This window comes from Ferrimonas kyonanensis DSM 18153 (genome assembly GCF_000425405.1).
GTDB lineage: Bacteria > Pseudomonadota > Gammaproteobacteria > Enterobacterales > Shewanellaceae > Ferrimonas > Ferrimonas kyonanensis.
This window is the reverse complement of the sequence record NZ_AUDJ01000016.1, coordinates 179,343-197,425: the sequence shown is the minus strand read 5'-3', so window position 1 is coordinate 197,425 and position 18,083 is coordinate 179,343. Positions and strand designations below refer to the sequence as shown.

The following is an 18,083-nucleotide window of genomic DNA, read 5'->3' as shown; positions in this document are numbered from 1 at the left end:
AATTAAAAAGTTTTTTGAAGTCCGAAAACTTCGACTCAATGAATTACTGAATTAACTTGTTATAGTCACTCAGTGCAACATTGATATATGAGATATCAATCCTGCGCGAGTGCCCACACAGATTGTCTGACTAATTGTTAAAGAACGTTGCTTGCTAACTCGTTGGAGTAGCGAAGCGAGGTGCGTATCTTACGCTTTCCTCATTTCCCGTCAAGCGTTATTTTCAAAGGCTTTTCCGAGTGTCGAATTGTTGCTCAGTGCTTAACGAAGTAAGCCGCTGTGCCCCGTCGACAGGAAGCGCATTATAGGGAGCCCCCAGCGGAACGCAAGAGGGTTTTTCGATAAAAAAGGTCGTTTGTGATCATTCTGACCTAAAAGCCTCAAAAGCAGACAAATTCAGGTTAAAGATCAAACCCGTAGCCCCTCAATAGCCGTTTTAACCCCATGCTAGGGGCAGCACCGCTCCACAAATACCGATTTGGTATCGACAACGGCGCCTCAAGCCGATGGCTAAGTAAAGTCTGCGCACGGCGGGCAATGGCGTCACCGGAATCCACCAGAGCCACATCTGGCCCCAGCACCGCAGACAACTCTGCTCTTAATAGAGGAAAGTGGGTGCAACCCAGCACCACCACATCGGGGCGAACGTCATCCGCCATAAAGGGCTGCAGAATGGCGGCCAGCGTCGAGGTCGGCACGGCCTGGCCGGCGAGCTTGCCCTCGGACAGCCGAACCAGTTCGCTGCTGCCCAGGCGCAGTACCCGACAATCGGCAGCGAATTGATCCACCAGGGTATCCGTATAGGAGCGGGACACCGTTCCCGGGGTGGCCAACAAACCGATCACCTTGCGGCGGCTCAATTGGGCCGCCGGTTTAATTGCCGGTACCACCCCGATCACCGGCACCGACAGTCTTTGCCGCAATGCCGGCAGGGCCAACGTACTGGCAGAATTGCACGCCACCACCACTAATGCCGGTTTTAGGGTATTCACCGCGTCATCAATCAACGCCACACAACCCGACACCAACTCCTGATCTTCCAACTCTCCATAAGGGAAGCGTGCATTGTCAGCCAGATAATGGATCGGCCAGGCGGGAAACGCCTGCCTGATATGGCTATAAACCGACAAGCCGCCTACACCGGAATCAAACAACAGTATCGAACTCATGGAAATCTGGATCATCTAACGCGAAAATGGCAGCTGATGATTTTCACACAGAGCCGGTCATTTACCAAGAGGACTAGACTTACGGTCGCGCTTGGTTAGAATTCCCCCTCTTTTACCCAGCTACCGGAGACCACCATGGATCTGAAAGCTCTTGATCCAGCTAATTACGATCAGCAATTGGCACAAAAATGCGAGCGCATGACCACCATGTTTGCGCCCTTTAACGCTCCGGACCTGGAGGTGTTTGCCTCCGAGCCATCCCACTACCGCATGCGCGCGGAGTTCCGGGTGTGGCACGACGACGACGACCTGTACTACATCATGTTTGATCAGGCGAAAGGGGGCAAAGTCCGCACCGATCAGTTCCTGCCGGCCAGTGAACTCATCAATACCTTTATGCCCAAGTTAATGGCCGCCATCAAACCTTTCCCGGCGCTGCGCTTCAAGTTATTCCAGGTGGATTTTCTCTCCTCCCTCAGTGGTGAGTTGGTGATCTCCATGCTGTATCACCGCCAATTGGATGAAGCCTGGGAAACCGGCATTGCCGAGTTGCGCCAACAGTGGCAGCAGCAGGGGTATAAGGTCGACATCATTGGCCGGGCCAAGAAACAGAAAATCTGTCTGGAGCGAGACTACGTCGACGAGATCCTGACGGTTCACGGCACCCCGATGCAGTACCGTCAGATTGAAAACAGCTTTACCCAGCCCAATGGTCGGGTAGCGGAAAAGATGTTGGAGTGGGCCGTCGACTGTACTCGAAACAGCAGCGGCGATCTGCTGGAGCTGTACTGCGGCAACGGCAACTTCTCCCTGGCGTTAGCACAGAACTTTGAGCGGGTGCTGGCCACCGAACTGGCCAAGCCTTCGGTCGAGTCAGCTCAGCACAACATCGCCGCCAACCACATCGACAACGTCACCATCGTTCGCATGTCCGCCGAAGACTTTACCGACGCCATGAACGGCGTCCGCGAGTTTCGTCGCCTGAAGGGCATCGATCTGACCGCCTTTAACTGCAACACCATCTTTGTGGATCCGCCGCGCGCCGGTCTGGATAAGGCTACCGAGAAGATGGTGCAGGGTTACGATCGCATCCTCTACATCTCCTGTAACCCGGAGACTCTGCTGGATAACCTACAAACCCTGGGCCAGACTCACAAGATCACCCGACTGGCGCTGTTTGATCAGTTCCCCTACACCCACCATATGGAAGCGGGTGTATTGCTGGAACGTAAGTAAGCACTAACCGCCCCAACAAAAAGCGCAGCCCTTAGGCTGCGCTTTTTCGTTGCCGTGACCCTGGTGCTAACGGCAGGTGTCGATAAAACCAAAGTTGACATCATCGCTGTGAACGATGCCCAAACAGATATCCTGAATCCGGTAGTATTGCAGAAAGCCAGGCTGATCACTGAACGCCAGCCGGCCCGTTGACGAGGTAGACAAGTCCAGAATGCCCCATTGGGTACAGGTGTCCTGATGGCACACCACCACCGCGCCATTGGCATCCACCTCCACGCAACTGTCAGAGGTACAGCTGCTCAGTGGCGCACTGAACGCCATAGGCTGAGAATCGGACCGGGCCATGCGGGCATTCCAAAGTGCCACCCCCATCATCGTCTGCGGCGAACTGACCTCAGCATCGAAACCGCAATAGCGATCGGCAAACGCGGACACCTGTAACTCATTGTCAGATTGACGCACCTGAGCCAGTCGAGGTGACTTCTCATCCCCCACAGGCAACAGTTGATTGGACGCTGACAGCGTCAGACCCGATGGGCTAAGAGAGGGGGAAAAAACGCCGAGCAGCAGTTGGCCACTGTCGGTCTTTAGGGCATACCCCGGTCGAGTAAAGCTGGAACCGGGGTCACACGCCTGACGACCAAAGCCCGCCACCGACACCGTTCCCATCCAAAATGTTTCGGCATTATTCGCTTCTACGGCCGCCGCCGAGTCGGTGCAGCCACTGATTGCAACACTCAGCCCAACAGACACCACTAAAGCCTGCAGTTGTTTCAACTTCACAATCCCTTCCTTTTCATTGCGCAAGTGAATAAAACTCGATTACTGATGCAGTCAAGCCTATCACAAAAGGAAGTCAAACCGTTGATTTATAGTTGATTAACCTGAGGTTCCAGGTCTTTTTCCCGGCCACTTCGCTGCAGAGACTCCGAGCCTTTGGCGATCATCTTCAACTGGATGATCAGTCGCTCGGCCAGGGCCTGGCGCTCCTTTTTATTCAGATCCAGCGCTTCGGCACCACTGGCAAACACCAGCGTCACCAGCGCTTCGGCCTGAGCGTAGGCCAGATCCGGTCTACGGCCGGCCTTGGCTTGAAGGTAGTGATTCAATTCATCGATGAAATGGCGAATCTCCCGGTTCACCGCACCACGGAACGCCGCCGAGGTGCCTGAGCGCTCCCGCAACAGCAAACGGAACACATTGGGGTTGCTGTCGATGAACTCCATGAAGGTCTCGATGGAAGCGCGAATGACACTGCCGCCCTCTTCTGCCCGTTGCCGCCCTTTACGCATCAGTTGCCGCAGTGTCAGGCCCCCTTCGTCCACCATGGTCAGGCCCAGCTCTTCCATATCCTTGAAGTGTCGATAAAACGAGGTTGGAGCAATGCCAGCTTCCCGGGCCACTTCCCTCAGGCTCAAGTTGGAGATGCTGCGCTCAGCACTCAGCTGATTGAATGCCGCGTCCAACAATGCGCGCCGGGTGCGCTCTTTTTGCTGTGCTCGAATCCCCATTGATTTACTACCCTTAATGAACAAGTCGACCATTCTAACTTGAATGTCGACAAAGCTCACCTGCGACCTATATCAATTGCCGCTTGAGTTCTTCGACAAAGATCACCAAAATAGCGCACAGATGTAAGCTGAATGAGTATCACGGATGAATCCTAAACCGCCACTGATCATACTAAATGCCCTTATCTTCGGACTCACCGGCCTGGCCGCATTGACCCTGGCGCCCCTGCACGGGTATCTGGTCGGCTACCAAACTGAAACCCTGGTGCTGGCCGTGCTGTTGTGGGCCTGGAACGGCCTGTCGATCACCGCCGGCTATCACCGCCTCTGGTCCCACAAGGCCTATGCGGCCCACCCGGCCGTACAGTGGTTCCTGGCCATTGGCGGCGCCATGGCATTGCAAAACAGCATCCTGCACTGGGCCTCGGATCACCGCCGCCATCACAAGCATGTGGATCACGACACCAAAGACCCCTACAGCGCCAGCCGTGGCTTCTGGTACAGCCACATCGGTTGGATGCTGCGAAATTATCAGGGCGAACCGGACTACAGTAACGCCCGGGATCTACAGAAAAATGCCATCGTGATGTTCCAACACAAACATTATGCCGTCTTGGTATTAGCCACCAACATCGCCCTGCCACTGCTGGCAGGCGTGCTCATTGGTGACATCTGGGGCACCTTCCTGATGGCCGGCGTAGTACGACTGGTGGCGATGCACCACGGCACCTTCTTTATTAACTCCCTGGCCCATATCTGGGGCAGCCAGCCCTACAGCGATAAACAATCCAGCCGCGACAACGGCGTCATTGCACTGCTGACTTTCGGAGAGGGCTACCACAACTTCCACCATACCTTCGAGTATGACTGGCGCAACGGCATTCGCTGGTTCCATTTCGATCCGACCAAATGGCTCATCGGCGCCCTGGCCAAGCTGAAACTGGCCTCCAACCTGAGGGAGGTGCCGGCCGAACGCATCGAAACCGCCAAGTTGCAGATGCAGCTGAAGCAGAGCAAGGCGATGTTGCTGGATCGAGGACTGCCGGAGGAGTGGCTCAATAAACTGGAGCATCAGTACCAGAGCGTACTGGAGCGAATGAAGCTTTATTATCAGGCCAAGCAGCAGACGCTGAAAGAGAAGCGACAGCATCTTGACAGCAGTGCCAAGTCGCAGTTGAAAGAGATGAAGCAGTGTCTGCAGGAACAGCAGCAGCAATGGCTAAAACTGCGGCAACAACTGGCAACGGCCACACTGGCCAACGGCTGATGCAGCCATGACACTGCAGCAGTGGCAACAGCAGGGCCGCTGGTTCCATCAGGGCGGATACCGGCGCTTCTATCTGGATCAAGGCCAGGGGCCGGTCCTGCTTTTGATCCATGGCTTTCCCTCCGCCAGTTGGGACTGGCACCCTCTGCTGCCGCAGTTGAGCCGGGACTACCGGGTCATCGCCATGGACATGCTGGGCTTTGGCCTCAGTGACAAGCCGCACCCCCATCGCTATCGCATCGTCGATCAGGCTCGGGATTGGCAAGCTCTGCTGCAGCAGCTGTCCATAGACAAGGCCCACATCCTGGCCCACGATTACGGCGACAGCGTGGCCCAGGAACTGCTGGCCATCGACCCGAACCGCTGGCTCAGTTGCTGTTTCCTCAATGGCGGCCTGTTTGTCGACGCCCACCGGCCGCTGAAGATTCAGACGTTGCTGGCCTCACCGCTGGGGCCGCTGTTGATACGGTTTCTCGGCCGACGCCGTTTTGACGCCAGTCTTAATCGCATCTGGGGTGATCAAAAACCCACCACAGCCGAACTGGACACCCTGTGGCAATTGCTGCTGTTCAATCAGGGGCGGCGAGTGATGCCATCGATTCTGGATTACATGGCTCAGCGCCGACAGCACCAGCAACGCTGGACCCAGGCGCTGGTGGACACACAGGTGCCGCTGAAGCTGATCGATGGCACTCAGGATCCCATCTCGGGCCACACTCTGGTGCAACGCTATCGGCAGCTGATCGCCAATGCCGACATCAGCGAACTGGATCGGGTCGGCCACTACCCACAGCTGGAAGCCCCCGAGCGGGTACTGAGCCACTGGCGGGACTTCATTAACCGCAGCCAAAAACAAACAGGGCCAGCCGCTGGCTGACCCTGTGCAATGGGTGGCTCTGGTCTACTGACTAAAACTGACGTCCATCCACACCAAACGGTGAGAGGAACTGGCCTGGGGATCGTTCACCATCTGCCCCTGACCATTGTCCCGATAGAACAGCGCCTCGCCGTCGTCGCCAAGCTGAGCCCAGACGATACCCTGATCAACAAACTTCAATTGCTGCTCCAACATGATGTAGTCGTTACGCAGCGCATTCAGGCCAGTAATGATGCCAGGCATGCTGTGGGTACTGGCCGTGGTTTGGGCATAATCGACCCCGGCAGCACTGGTGGGGGCCTCCCAGTTCACCCCGGTAAAGCGGTGCAGGGTGCTGGAGTTGACCAGAGTCCGCATGGCGCTGGAATCGGCACGGTAGCTGGGGGTACCATCGGCGCCCAGGGCCCAGGCCCCCTCATGATCGTTGTAGAAGTTACCCATCAACACGAAAGGACGGCTGCTGTCGTAGCCCCCGGTGATGCGACGGTTGTTATCATCGTCATTGACGATGTAGTTGTTGTTATCCTGACTGATGTAATCGGCCACAAACTCCACCTGGGCGCGATTACGCATGTAGGCTCGGTTAGAAGCGTCCACCTCCGCCGGCTCTCCCAGGTAGGTTGTTAGTAGCTGCACTATGCGACCGTCTGGCAGTCTCATCGGAATGTCGACAAAGTTGGTGTCCATCAATGGCAGGCTGTTCCAGGTGTCGGTGGCAAACCAATCATTGCCACTGCCGTCCTGAGGCTTCTGCTGACCATCGGCGGTCGGCACCTTTTTCCACTCCAATTGCCGGTAGGTACGAACGTTGTTTTCATCCAGCGCATAGCGGGACAGCAGCGCAAAACTCTTCTCACCGGCATAGTGACCATAGCCTTTGGCGTCGAACGGCAGGGTGCCTGGCGCCGAGCCATCTTTATTCAGATCATCGAGCACCGGAATGCCGGAGTTACTGGTGGCCAAGTACAGATAGGGGTAGCTGACCGGCTCCAGGTCCGGATCCTGTGCCTGATTCAGATACTCACTGACAAACAGCTCCAGAGCCCGCTTGCGATACTCTTCACCACCGAGTCCGTCGGCACCGGAGAACCCGGTCAGCAGCAGCACATCCGGCTTGGCCCGTTGAATCACTTCAGCCACATTCTGCAGACGCTGCTCGTTACCGCTGCCGGTTTCACTCAACGCCTGGTTGTAATCGGAAAACTCCATATCGGCATGGTAGGTGGCAAAGCGGATGGTGTCGCTGAAATCATTGGTGCCGCTGGAATCACCGCAAGCGCTGAGCCACAGCGCCGTGGTCACCGCTAACATGGGTTTCAAATTCATCGGGAGTCTCTTGACTGGATTAATGGGACTGCCGCTCAAATTACGACCAAACATGAATAAAATCAAGGACATAAATGATGCGCATTTGTGATGAAAATGTTTACCGGGAAACCGATTTTCCTTTAAAATCCAGCACCTAAGTAATTTGAGCAAGAGTAAGAAAGCAATAACAATCGAATTTAATCGTGAGAATCTGCGCCAACATGGATTCCCTTGGCCTTCGCATGGGGTATCATCAGTGCCATTTCCACCAAAACCGAAACAGGCGAACGACGATGACCACTCCCATCAAACTGACGGAATACAGCCACGGCGCGGGATGCGGATGCAAGATCTCCCCTAAGGTATTGGATACCTTACTGGCCAGTCAGTTGACGCCCTTTGATGACCAGCGTCTGGTGGTCGGCAATGCCAGCCGCGATGACGCCGCCGTCTACGATCTCGACGGCACCACAGGCATCATCAGCACCACCGACTTCTTCATGCCCATCGTCGATGACCCCTTCACCTTTGGCCGCATCGCCGCCACCAATGCCATTAGCGACATCTATGCCATGGGCGGTCGACCCATCATGGCCATCGCCATTTTCGGCTGGCCAGTCAACCTGTTGCCAGCCGAGGTGGGGCAACAGGTGATTGAAGGCGGCCGCGCCGCCTGTCGCGACGCCGGCATCATGTTGGCCGGAGGCCATTCCATCGACGCCCCAGAGCCGATTTTCGGTCTGGCGGTCACCGGGCAGGTGCCCCTGTCCCAGCTTAAGCGTAACGACACTGCCACCGCAGGCAGCACCCTGTACCTGACCAAACCCCTGGGCGTCGGCATTCTGACCACGGCTCAGAAACAGAAGAAACTGGCACCAGAGCACGACGGCATCGCCGTGGAAGCCATGTGCCAGCTCAACACCATCGGTGCCGAGTTGGCACAGATCGACGGTGTCTGCGCCATGACCGACGTCACCGGTTTTGGCCTGGCCGGCCACCTGATCGAACTGTGCGAAGGCGCCAACCTCAAAGCCCGGGTGTCTCTGTCCAAATTGCCACTGCTGGATCAGGTCGACCACTACCTGGCTCAGGGCTGCGTCCCTGGCGGTGCCGGTCGCAATTTCGACAGTTACGGCCACAAACTGCCGACCCTGGACCCGCGCAGCCGCACCCTGATGTGCGACCCCCAAACCTCCGGTGGCCTGCTGATTGCGGTGGAGCCTAAGGCGATTGCCCAGGTCGAAGCCCTGCTGGCTGCCGCCAATCTGCCCCTGCACCCCATCGGCACCCTGGCCGAGCCCCAGGGTGAAGGCCGCATCGAGGTAACTGAATAATGGCCACCGTCAGTGCCGAACACTACCGTGACATCCTGCTCTCCGACCGTCCGCTGATCGATCTGCGATCGCCGGTGGAGTTTGCCAAAGGCGCCTTCCCCAACAGCGTCAACCTGCCTCTAATGACCGACCAAGAGCGCGCCGCCGTAGGCACCTGTTACAAGAAACAGGGTCAAATGGCGGCGATTGAACTGGGCCATAAACTGGTTCATGGCAAGGTCAAGGCTCAGCGACAACACGCCTGGCGAGAGTTCATTGAGTGCCACCCGGATGCCTACCTGTATTGCTTTCGCGGCGGTCTCAGAAGCCAGCTAAGCCAGGAATGGATTGCCGAAGCCGGACACCAGCGCCCCTATATTGAGGGCGGCTACAAGGCGATGCGCAGCTTCCTGATGACCCAGACTGACACCATCACCGCGCACACGCCGATGTGGATCATCGGTGGCATGACCGGTTGCGGTAAGACCGACTTCCTAAAGTGTCGCCAGGATATGGTGGATCTGGAGGGGTTGGCCAACCACCGGGGTTCCAGCTTTGGCCGTCAAATCACCGAACAACCGGTGCAGATCAATTTTGAAAACGCCCTCGCGGTGGCGCTGATGCAGCATCAGCAACACCACCGTCAACTGGTGCTGGAGGATGAGAGCCGTCTTATCGGCCGAGTGTCGTTACCCCTGGAGATGCACGAGCGCATGCAGGCAGCGCCACTGGTACTGCTGGAAGTGTCACACCACGACCGCATCGAACGAATTTTGCGTGATTATGTCACCGACATGGCCACTGCCTTCATCGACAGGGACGGCCAGGAGCTTGGTTACGCCAACTTCCAGAACCATCTGCTGGGCGCACTGGACCGAATACAAAAACGTCTGGGCGATCAAAAATACCGCCAACTTCGCGGCGTCATGGAGTTGGCGCTGCAGCGTCAGCCCAGTGGCGATATGGACGGTCACCGACAATGGATCGACTCTCTGCTGCAGGATTACTACGACCCCATGTACCGTCATCAACTGGAGAAACGACGGCAACGGGTGGTCTTCCAGGGAGACCATCAAGCTGTCCACCAATGGCTGGATCACAAGGCCAGGCACCAGTAACAAAAAACGGCCCCGAGGGCCGTTTTTTTATCCGTGCTGCAGTATCTCTCGCCAGGGTAGCGTTGGTGCCCCCATAACCAGATAGTTGGGATTTTCCAGGCTCTCGCGCTCATTGTAGGACAATGGCTGCAGATCGATATCCAGAATCCGGCCGCCGGCCTGCTCGACAATGCACTGCGATGCCCCGGTGTCCCACTCGCCGGTCGGCCCCAGGCGCAAATACACGTCCGCTTCCCCTTCGGCCACCATACAACTCTTCAGCGATGCGCTGCCAAAGGGCACAAAGCGGTAATTGCGTCCGGGCTCCAGCAGATCGGTTACCGCTTCCAGACGCTGACGGCGACTGACGGCGATCACCATCTCCTTATCAACCTGAGAGGCCTCACGACTGTGAATGGCGCTGTTAACGCCATTGGCGCGCTTAAACGCTCCCATACCTTGCACGGCAAAGTAGCACACCTGAGAGATAGGTGCGTACACCACCCCCATCACCGGCACGTGATTGTCAATCAGGGCGATGTTTACCGCGAAGTCGCCACTGCCAGCGATAAACTCCTGAGTGCCATCGAGAGGATCGATCAACCAGTAACGCCCCCAGCCTTGGCGGTCACTCAATGGAATGTCGGCGTCTTCCTCCGACAGGATCGGAATCTCCGGCGCCAGTTTGGTCAGGGCCGCCACGATCAGCTCATGGGCGGCAAGGTCGGCGCTGGTCACCGGGGTGTTGTCGGATTTGGTGATCTCTTGATAATGACCGTGTTCGTAAATCGTTCGAATCTGCTCGCCAGCCTGACGCGCAATCTCAATGACGGGTTCTAACAGCGTGTTATCTCTTTCCACAACCTCTACCTACCGCGGCAAATCTCTAACTAAGTTTCAGCGCTTTTCTCGCTAAAAACAAGGCGCTGATCGCTCGGGATTCGGAGAAATCCGCGCGCGCCAACAACCCGTCCAGATCGGCAATGGGCCAGGGCACCAGTTCCAGCGGTTCAGGCTCATCCCCTTCTAACTTGCTGGGCGTCAGTCCTTGAGCGAGCAAGATATTCATTTTGCTTGAAAAGTAACCAGGCGCTAAGGCCACTTCCATCAGTGGCGTCAGCCGTTCGGCTTGAAAACCGGCCTCCTCCTGCAGTTCACGGTTGGCGGCCTGCAGCGCATCTTCGCCAGGATCAATCAGCCCCTTCACAAAACCCAGTTCATAGGTCTCGGTGCCAACGGCGTACTCCTTGACCAGCAACACGGTGTGCTCATCCAGCATCGGCACCACCATTACCGCGCCACGGGATCCGCCCTGCATCCGCTCATACACGCGCTCGACGCCATTACTGAATTTGAGATGGACCTGCTCGACCCGAAACAATCGGCTCTTGGCCACCAGTTCGGTGTGGATAATCTGCGGTTTTTGTTGCGAACTCATGGATTCCAGGATTCAGGGTTGCGTATGGGATTAGCATACACATTCGCCTGCCGATTTGATATTGGTCACATAATAAAAAGGGCCGCCGAAGCGACCCTGTAGTGACAAACCCGACCTAAAACCCGGGGATGCGACCCGAGTACTGCAGCGGATAAGCGCCACTGGCATCCGCCTGACCCAGAAAACCCAGAGACTTGGTCAGTGCTTCCGGTTGACTGTCGGTTGCCCGAATTCGAGCATCCAGCTCGACCTGCATGTTGGCTTTCAACATGGCGGTTCCGGAGACGCCAATGCGATTGTCCTGCTCGGTCATGGTCAACATCAGATTGCCCTGCTGACAGCTAAGCTTACTGCTGAGGTTGCCCAGAGGAAACTGGCCGAACTGATTATTCACATCCAACTGCTGGACCATCAAGCGACCATCGAGGCGCTCACACCAAGGCTGCCCCTGGGCAGCATCGGCCAGGTTGAGGTTGATGTCACCCGCCACCTGGGTTCGAAACGGCAACCGTCGTTTGCCCACCAGCACCGAAACCGGACTGTCCAAACGCAGGCCTTGTACCTCCAGCCCAGACAGGCCATAAGCCACGGTACCGCGACCACTGATTGCGCCATTCACCGACACCGCCGCTTCCACTTTCCCTTGCAGCAGTGACCAGGGAGCCACGTTCCAACTGAGGTTTTCCAGGGTTCGTCCCGACACCGTCAGGGTTGCAGCCCGGCCCTGCCACAGGCTGCCGTCCAGCCCCTGCACCTGCACCCCTTTGGGTTTGGGCGCCCACTGCCAGACCACAGAGACCGGCACCGTAATCACCAGGAACACAATGTACAACGCCAGTGCGGCGACGCCATATTTTACAAAACGCATGTTACCCCTTCACCAGCTGTAAGCGCCGAACTTCTACCTTGCCATTGGTATCGGCTCTGGACAGATCCAGCGCTTCCACCCGTACCCCTTGCTCAGACAGGAAGGACAACCAATTCAACAAACCATCAAAACTGCTCTCATCCAGCCACACCTGCAACTTGTCGCCCTGGGGCTGCATGCGATCGATGGACAGGGCAAACTGTCTGGCACTCTCGGTAGCCAACTGACTCAGGCTGCCTCGCGCCTGGGTGCCACTGCCGGACTTTTGATTCAGGTAACGACTGGCATCGGCCTTCAGGCTGGCCAGTTTGGCCTGCTCCGATTTGAGACCGCGCTCGGCCTGAGTCACCGCGCTGCCCAGAGGTTGCCAGACCATCCAATAGAACAGCCCGACCACCAGAAACGGCGCCGCCAGAGTCAGCATCTGCCGCTCACGGGGATTCAATTTACTCCACCAGAGTTTCACTGCTGCCATCATCGTGTCCTCACCGTCAGGGCGCCACTGACCCCCTGCTCCTCATTGTTCATCGCCCCGGTTTCCACCACAAACTGGCCACCGGCGTGCTGCTGAAACTGTTCAAACTGAGCGAAACTCTTGGCATTAACCTGCAATCTGATCTCGCCACGATCGGCGTTGTAGCGCAGCGACACCGGCTTCAGATCGGGAATGGCGGCAAAGGCCGGTTGCAACTGCACAAACATGGTCAGCAACTGCCCCTTTTGACTGCCACCGCCCAGGGAGCGCACCTTAGACGCCATCAGCTGACTTGGATGCAGCGCCGCGTTCACCCGCTCGTTGGGGAACAGTCGCTTGTAGATGGCATCGGACTCGGCCCGGACCGCCGCCCGCTTACTGTCGAGCTGATACCACTGCATGCCCTGATAGGCAATGGACAATAACAGGGTCACCACCGCCACCGCCGCCACCTTGCCCCAGATCTGCCAGACCCGGCCATATTCACGCTTGGGGGCATACTCACCGCTGAGCAGGTTGCAACGCGACTGGGCCATACCCTGAGCCAATACCTGCATCGGCAGTTCCAACTGCTGATATTGCCAGTCGATGCCGTCGATGGCCGCCGGTGCCGGGGTAAAGGTGGCGATGGCCGTCGGCTGCTCGGTATCTGCATGTTCGGCGGCCACCATCGGCAACCAGTCCAGATCGATGCAACTGCCCCCCAGGCCAAATCGGCACAGCCATTGCTGTTCCAACTGCATCACTGCACCGCTGCAGGCAGAGGGACACGGCAGGGCCAGCACGTCCGGCACGATGCGATTCGGCACCAGTTCGGCATCGCCGAGCCAGTTTAACCAGGTCGCCATCTGCTGATGACTGACCACGCTGACCGCCAACTCGTCACCGTCACGCTCGCCGGTGACAAAATGGAGCTTATCCACGTCTTCGGCCAGCTCATCCTCCAGCATAAACGGCAGGCCCTTAATGGCCTGACGGGCCATCTTGGCGGGCAGGGTCACCTGAGTCAGGGTCAAGGCACTGGAGTCCACCAATACATCCACCGGCCGACCGCCGGCTCGCTCAGTCAGGCTGGACAGAGCCGAGGCATTGCGCAACACCCCGGATCCAATGACCGCCTGCTGCTCCTCTGACCAGGTTATCCAGCTAATGGGCGCATCGGCACGCTCGCCCAGACGCACCACTAATCGTTCGCTCACTGTTGGCCTCCATACTGTCGGGTCAACACCACAAATTGGGTGCCTCCCGACCGCTGTAAAATACTCTCAAGCCGGAAGATGGTGTTATCCACCTTGGCGGCGCCACGGAATCGAAAATGACTGCTGTCGACCACAAAGCTGCTCTTGGCTTTGTCATCCAGCTTGACACCCTGCACCGCCGATTCTTCCCAAAACTTGTCAATGCTTTCCCAACCGTCCTGGGGACGGTTGCCAATCAAATCTTCCACTTGTGAACGACTCAGCTCACCATTGAACATGCCCACCAGCAACGACGCCCGTTCTACCGGCACGGTGTTAACGTTCACGATCTGAGTCGAATCCCCGGGGATCACGCACACGTAATCCTTGAGCGCTTTGTACATCGGCTGGCTGATCCCCAGTACCGCCCGCATCTCGCTGTGGTGCCACATTGGCTGGTTGGCGGCACGGTAGGGCACTTCCCTCGCTTCGTAGTCCGCGTCTTCGGCACCATAGCTGCCCTGAGTACGGTCATCCGCATCCAGGTAATCGTGCAGTCGCTCCGCCGCCATCTCCGCCATGTAGAGATCAAACCCGATGTCTTCCAACATCGCCTGAAACTGCTTCTGCACCATCGGCTTCTGGTTCGGATTGGCCTTTTTCTCGTCGTCGGTTAACCCCTGAGACAACGCATTGATGTTAAAACAGCTGCGCATGTCATCCAGATGACCGATGATCTGACCGCCCTCGACCGGGTAGATCACATCGGCGGTGGCCCAATACTGCTGCAGGTGGACGGTGCCGTCGGCGTCTTCCATATCCTGCTTCAGCGCTCGCTTGGCCAACTCCTCCGCCGACAGGGCAAACCAATAGGCCTGCTCATACTGGTTATGGTTGACCGTGCGTCGCACCGCCAATCGGCTGCGTTCGCTGAACGAAGCGGCGATGGTGGTCATCACGGCCAACACCAGCAACACGGTGAGAAGGGCGATGCCCTGTTGTCGTTTCACCCTCAGTTGCCCTCCTCGTTGCCGCCGGAGTTGTTATCACCATTATCGCCGCCATTACTGCCGCCGTTGTTGCCACCGTTATTATTGCCGCCGTTACTGTCGTCATTCTGCGCACTGCCGACGCCATCCGGCAGCAGGAAACGACGCTCCACTTCGCCAAAATCTTCCAACTCCATCTTTACCGACACCGCCCGGGCCAGCGGGCTGCCATTGAGTTTGGTCTGCCATTTGTCGTCCACATAGAAGGCAAATTTCAGATCCACCACCTTGTCCAGCAACACCAGTTCCTGGGGATCGTCTCCCTCTATGGGATCCGGATAGATGTGATGCAACCGCTGCAGTTGATTCTCCTGCAACCGGTAGCCCACTTGCTGCAAGGTGCCTCGTGGCAGCTGGCCTCTGGGGTTAAGCCACCCCAATCGGTAAAAACTGATGCCGTCGGCATCGGAGTCGATCCAGCCATCGCCAAACTGATAGTTAGAATCGCTGGGCTCGGCGCCTTCGCCGCGGACCGGACGCATGACCATCTGCTCAAAATCCCTTTGCATCAGCGACATGGCCCGCTGAACCTGCTTTAGCCGCAGATGGTGAGTCTCGCTGGTCTCATTCACCGACAGCACATTGGTCAACACCCCGGCCGTGGCCACCCCAAGCAGGGCAAAGATCGCCATCGCCAACAGCATCTCCAGCAGGGTAAAGCCGGAGACCTTAGTCCGGTTTGGCCACATAGGTGGTCACCTCGCTGATGATGGGGTCAAAACCAGGATCCAGGCTGACTTTAATTCGAATGGCCCGGAACTCCTCGTCACCGGTCTTGATCACTTCCTGGCGCCAGTACCACTGCTGGTCTGCCAGTTCTACCCGGCCCTTTTTACTGTTACCCAGCTCGGGGAACGCCGATTCCAACCGCGCATCCACCATGCGGTTGTGAGCCACAAAGGTGGCAAACGTTTTCTCTCGCAGTATCGGCACCGCCGCCAGTTGCTCACCGGCGCTCTTGACCACCGCAATCGCGGCCATGGCAAATACCGCCAGGGCCACCATCACCTCCAACAGGGTAAAGCCGCGGTGCTTCACTGCTCCTCCTCCAGGCGTACGATGTCACCGATGGCATTGCCTTCCAGTTCAATCATCAGGGTGGGACGCACCGTGTCGTCTTCAAACTGGAGGGAGAATGGGGTGATCTCCCCGGAGGGCAGGATCAACAGTTGCGGCTCAGGATTGTTTTTCCTCTCCTCGTCCGATTTTTCAAACAGCGATTCATCCAAGCCGAACTCGCTCTCATCCTCTTCATCGGACTGTGCCAGCGGCATGCCTTCAATAGACAGGCTCAATAGCACCCCTTCCGGCATCTGCCGCTCCCGGTACAGGCGTTCCGCCTGCAGCGGTTCCCAGTCGTCCTTATCGACATTGAAGCGGGCAAAGAAATAGTGATCCTCTTCCACCACCACGCCCACTTCCTGACCGGACAGCACCGACTCCTCCAGAGCCATGGACACCACAGAAGCAAACTCATTGGCGGCCTTATCCAACGCCTCCTGGCGTGGATCGCCGCCCACCGTCAGGGTCACCGACATGGCGGCCACCCCAATCAGCACCAGCACTAACATGATCTCCAGCAGGGTAAATCCCGACTGGTGCCGAGGCGAGATCCGCATTACTGGTAGTCCGTCAGGTTCCAGTTGCAGATGTCATCTTCAGAACCGAGCTGGAAGTCCGGACCGGCAGAGCACAGGTCAAAGCGACCTTTCTCGCCTGGACTCAGCAACACGTAATCGTTGCCCCAGGGATCCTTAGGCAGGCGCTTGATGTAACCACCTTCACGGTAGCTGCGTGGCTCCGGGGAGAAGTTGGGGCGGTTCACCAACGCAGTCACCCCCTGCTCGGTGGTGGGGTAGATGTTGTTGTCCAGGCGGTACATGTCCATGGCGTTTTCCAGCGACACGATGTCCGCCACCGCCTTCTGAATGTCAGCCTTGTCCTTGGAGCCCATCAGGTTGGGGGCAATCATCGACGCCATAATGCCGATGATCACCAGTACCACCATCACTTCCAGCAGGGTAAAACCGCGTTGACGGTTATGTTTGTTTCTCATTTCTGACCTCTAAAGACGTAATTAAATTAGGGTATTCATTGCCATCATCGGTTGCATGATGGACACCACAATAAACAGCACCACGCCGGCCATGGTCACCACGATCAACGGCTGCAACACCGCCAGAGCCACACTGACCAGGGTTTCAAACTCCCGGTCCTGGTTGTCGGCGGCCCGAGCCAGCATGTTGTCCAGCTCACCGGATTTCTCACCGGAGGCAATCATATGCAACATCATCGGCGGAAACAGCTTGGTGTGCTGCAGGGAGGCGCGCAGGCTGGCCCCTTCACGAACCTTGGTGGTGGCTTCGGCAACGGCGTCGCGCACCCTAAGGTTCAGCAACACGTCCGAAGCGATGCTCATCGCTTCCAGCAACGGCACCCCCGACGCCGACAGGGTGCTCAGGGTCCGGGCGAAGCGGGCGGTATTCAGGCCGCGGGCGACCCGGCCTACCACCGGCAATTTCAACACCGTAGTATGCCATTTCACCTTCAGGTCCCGATTGCGCAGCGACTGCTTAAAGCCGATCACCGCCACCAGGATCACCCCTAGTATATAGAGGCCCCAGTTCTGTAAAAATTCCGAGGAATCGATCAACAGCTGGGTGGTCCACGGCAGCGACTGGCCCATGGAGCTGAACTGCTCTACCACCTGAGGCACCACCGCCACCAACAGGAAAGACACCACGCCGATGGCCACCAGAGTCAGGATGATGGGGTAGACCATGGCCTGAATCAGTTTGGAATTGAGTTCCTGCTGGCGCTCCTTGTAGTCGGCCAACCGCTCCAGCACCACTTCCAGGTGGCCGGATTTCTCACCGGAGGCCACCATGGCCACATACAACTCGTCGAAGATGTGGGGGAATTCGCGCATCGACTCGGCCAGCGAGTAACCTTCCACCACCTTGGAGCGCACCGACATCACCATGCTTTTGGTTTTCGGCTGCTCACTCTGTTCGGCAACCGCCTTCAGCGCTTCTTCGATAGGCAGGCCACCGGCCACCAGCGTCGACAGTTGCCGCGTCAGCATCGCCAGGTCCGACGTGGACAGCTTGTGTTTAAACAAGGTGAAGGAAGCCGTCTGCTTGCTCTTTTCCCGAGCCGCGGCCACCTGAATGTCCAGTGGCACCAACTGCTTTTCACGCAGCTGACTGCGGGCCTGGCGGGCGGTATCGGCTTCGATTACCCCTTTCACCTGCCGGCCACGGCTGTCCATGGCCTTATATTCAAACGCCGCCATGC

The 18,083-nt window shown here is 57.4% G+C and carries 20 protein-coding genes; 5 read left to right on the top strand and 15 right to left on the bottom strand.

Annotated elements, in window-relative coordinates:
* Nucleotides 1–401 precede the first annotated feature (401 nt).
* Complete coding sequence (gene murI / locus H598_RS23815) at nucleotides 402–1,169, bottom strand: glutamate racemase (RefSeq protein ID WP_035415731.1); 768 nt, start codon at nucleotides 1,167–1,169, stop codon at nucleotides 402–404.
* Nucleotides 1,170–1,304: 135 nt separating this feature from the next.
* Between murI and trmA the strand changes: the two genes are divergently transcribed.
* Complete coding sequence (gene trmA / locus H598_RS0108770; protein ID WP_028112689.1) at nucleotides 1,305–2,405, top strand: tRNA (uridine(54)-C5)-methyltransferase TrmA; 1,101 nt, start codon at nucleotides 1,305–1,307, stop codon at nucleotides 2,403–2,405.
* Between the two features lie 66 nt (nucleotides 2,406–2,471).
* Here trmA and H598_RS0108765 read toward each other — a convergent pair whose 3' ends face one another.
* Together H598_RS0108765 and fabR are read right to left on the bottom strand one after the other, a co-directional pair.
* Complete coding sequence (locus tag H598_RS0108765) at nucleotides 2,472–3,188, bottom strand: hypothetical protein (RefSeq protein ID WP_028112688.1); 717 nt, start codon at nucleotides 3,186–3,188, stop codon at nucleotides 2,472–2,474.
* Between the two features lie 86 nt (nucleotides 3,189–3,274).
* On the bottom strand, nucleotides 3,275–3,916 hold the full coding sequence (gene fabR / locus H598_RS23810) for an HTH-type transcriptional repressor FabR (protein WP_051252604.1): 642 nt from the start codon (nucleotides 3,914–3,916) through the stop codon (nucleotides 3,275–3,277).
* A 145-nt stretch (nucleotides 3,917–4,061) separates the two neighbouring features.
* Here fabR and H598_RS0108755 point away from each other — a divergent pair, with 145 nt between their 5' ends.
* Together H598_RS0108755 and H598_RS0108750 are read left to right on the top strand one after the other, a co-directional pair.
* Nucleotides 4,062–5,183, top strand: coding sequence for an acyl-CoA desaturase (locus H598_RS0108755; RefSeq protein ID WP_028112687.1), 1,122 nt, complete (start codon nucleotides 4,062–4,064; stop codon nucleotides 5,181–5,183).
* Between the two features lie 7 nt (nucleotides 5,184–5,190).
* Nucleotides 5,191–6,060 (top strand): alpha/beta fold hydrolase, encoded by an 870-nt coding sequence (locus tag H598_RS0108750; RefSeq protein WP_028112686.1) that lies wholly within the window; start codon nucleotides 5,191–5,193, stop codon nucleotides 6,058–6,060.
* A gap of 24 nt (nucleotides 6,061–6,084) precedes the next feature.
* On the opposite strand, the gene H598_RS0108745 is transcribed toward H598_RS0108750, so the two are convergent.
* Entirely contained in the window at nucleotides 6,085–7,386 is a 1,302-nt protein-coding gene (locus H598_RS0108745; protein WP_028112685.1) for an endonuclease/exonuclease/phosphatase family protein, read from the bottom strand.
* Nucleotides 7,387–7,661: 275 nt separating this feature from the next.
* Between H598_RS0108745 and selD the strand changes: the two genes are divergently transcribed.
* Together selD and mnmH are read left to right on the top strand one after the other, a co-directional pair.
* Entirely contained in the window at nucleotides 7,662–8,702 is a 1,041-nt protein-coding gene (gene selD, locus H598_RS0108740) for a selenide, water dikinase SelD (RefSeq protein WP_028112684.1), read from the top strand.
* Nucleotides 8,702–9,799 (top strand): tRNA 2-selenouridine(34) synthase MnmH, encoded by a 1,098-nt coding sequence (mnmH, locus tag H598_RS0108735; protein WP_028112683.1) that lies wholly within the window; start codon nucleotides 8,702–8,704, stop codon nucleotides 9,797–9,799. Before selD ends, mnmH begins: the two co-directional genes overlap by 1 nt.
* Before the next feature lie 27 nt (nucleotides 9,800–9,826).
* Here the strand turns inward: mnmH and cysQ are convergent, their stop codons facing one another.
* From cysQ to gspF, 11 genes are all read right to left on the bottom strand, one after another.
* Nucleotides 9,827–10,639, bottom strand: coding sequence for a 3'(2'),5'-bisphosphate nucleotidase CysQ (gene cysQ / locus H598_RS0108730; protein ID WP_028112682.1), 813 nt, complete (start codon nucleotides 10,637–10,639; stop codon nucleotides 9,827–9,829).
* A gap of 25 nt (nucleotides 10,640–10,664) precedes the next feature.
* Nucleotides 10,665–11,216, bottom strand: coding sequence for an ADP compounds hydrolase NudE (gene nudE, locus H598_RS0108725; RefSeq protein ID WP_028112681.1), 552 nt, complete (start codon nucleotides 11,214–11,216; stop codon nucleotides 10,665–10,667).
* Between the two features lie 115 nt (nucleotides 11,217–11,331).
* Nucleotides 11,332–12,084 (bottom strand): type II secretion system protein N, encoded by a 753-nt coding sequence (locus H598_RS0108720; RefSeq protein WP_028112680.1) that lies wholly within the window; start codon nucleotides 12,082–12,084, stop codon nucleotides 11,332–11,334.
* 1 nt (nucleotide 12,085) lies between these two features.
* Nucleotides 12,086–12,562, bottom strand: a complete 477-nt coding sequence (locus tag H598_RS0108715) for a type II secretion system protein M (protein WP_084144392.1) — start codon at nucleotides 12,560–12,562, stop codon at nucleotides 12,086–12,088.
* The gene (gene gspL, locus H598_RS0108710) at nucleotides 12,559–13,758 is read right to left on the bottom strand and encodes a type II secretion system protein GspL (protein WP_028112678.1); all 1,200 of its coding nucleotides are present in this window, start codon (nucleotides 13,756–13,758) and stop codon (nucleotides 12,559–12,561) included. Before gspL ends, H598_RS0108715 begins: the two co-directional genes overlap by 4 nt.
* Nucleotides 13,755–14,747, bottom strand: coding sequence for a type II secretion system minor pseudopilin GspK (gene gspK, locus H598_RS0108705; protein WP_156896983.1), 993 nt, complete (start codon nucleotides 14,745–14,747; stop codon nucleotides 13,755–13,757). The genes gspL and gspK overlap by 4 nt, the downstream gene beginning before the upstream one ends.
* A gap of 2 nt (nucleotides 14,748–14,749) precedes the next feature.
* Nucleotides 14,750–15,475 carry a type II secretion system minor pseudopilin GspJ gene (gspJ, locus tag H598_RS0108700; RefSeq protein WP_028112676.1) on the bottom strand — a complete coding sequence of 242 codons (726 nt, stop codon included), beginning with the start codon at nucleotides 15,473–15,475 and terminating at the stop codon, nucleotides 14,750–14,752.
* On the bottom strand, nucleotides 15,456–15,824 hold the full coding sequence (gspI, locus tag H598_RS0108695) for a type II secretion system minor pseudopilin GspI (RefSeq protein ID WP_028112675.1): 369 nt from the start codon (nucleotides 15,822–15,824) through the stop codon (nucleotides 15,456–15,458). Before gspI ends, gspJ begins: the two co-directional genes overlap by 20 nt.
* Nucleotides 15,821–16,405 (bottom strand): type II secretion system minor pseudopilin GspH, encoded by a 585-nt coding sequence (gspH, locus tag H598_RS0108690; protein ID WP_028112674.1) that lies wholly within the window; start codon nucleotides 16,403–16,405, stop codon nucleotides 15,821–15,823. The genes gspI and gspH overlap by 4 nt, the downstream gene beginning before the upstream one ends.
* Nucleotides 16,405–16,842, bottom strand: a complete 438-nt coding sequence (gene gspG / locus H598_RS0108685; protein WP_028112673.1) for a type II secretion system major pseudopilin GspG — start codon at nucleotides 16,840–16,842, stop codon at nucleotides 16,405–16,407. The genes gspH and gspG overlap by 1 nt, the downstream gene beginning before the upstream one ends.
* 21 nt (nucleotides 16,843–16,863) lie before the next feature.
* Nucleotides 16,864–18,081 carry a type II secretion system inner membrane protein GspF gene (gspF, locus tag H598_RS0108680; RefSeq protein ID WP_028112672.1) on the bottom strand — a complete coding sequence of 406 codons (1,218 nt, stop codon included), beginning with the start codon at nucleotides 18,079–18,081 and terminating at the stop codon, nucleotides 16,864–16,866.
* Nucleotides 18,082–18,083 lie beyond the last annotated feature (2 nt).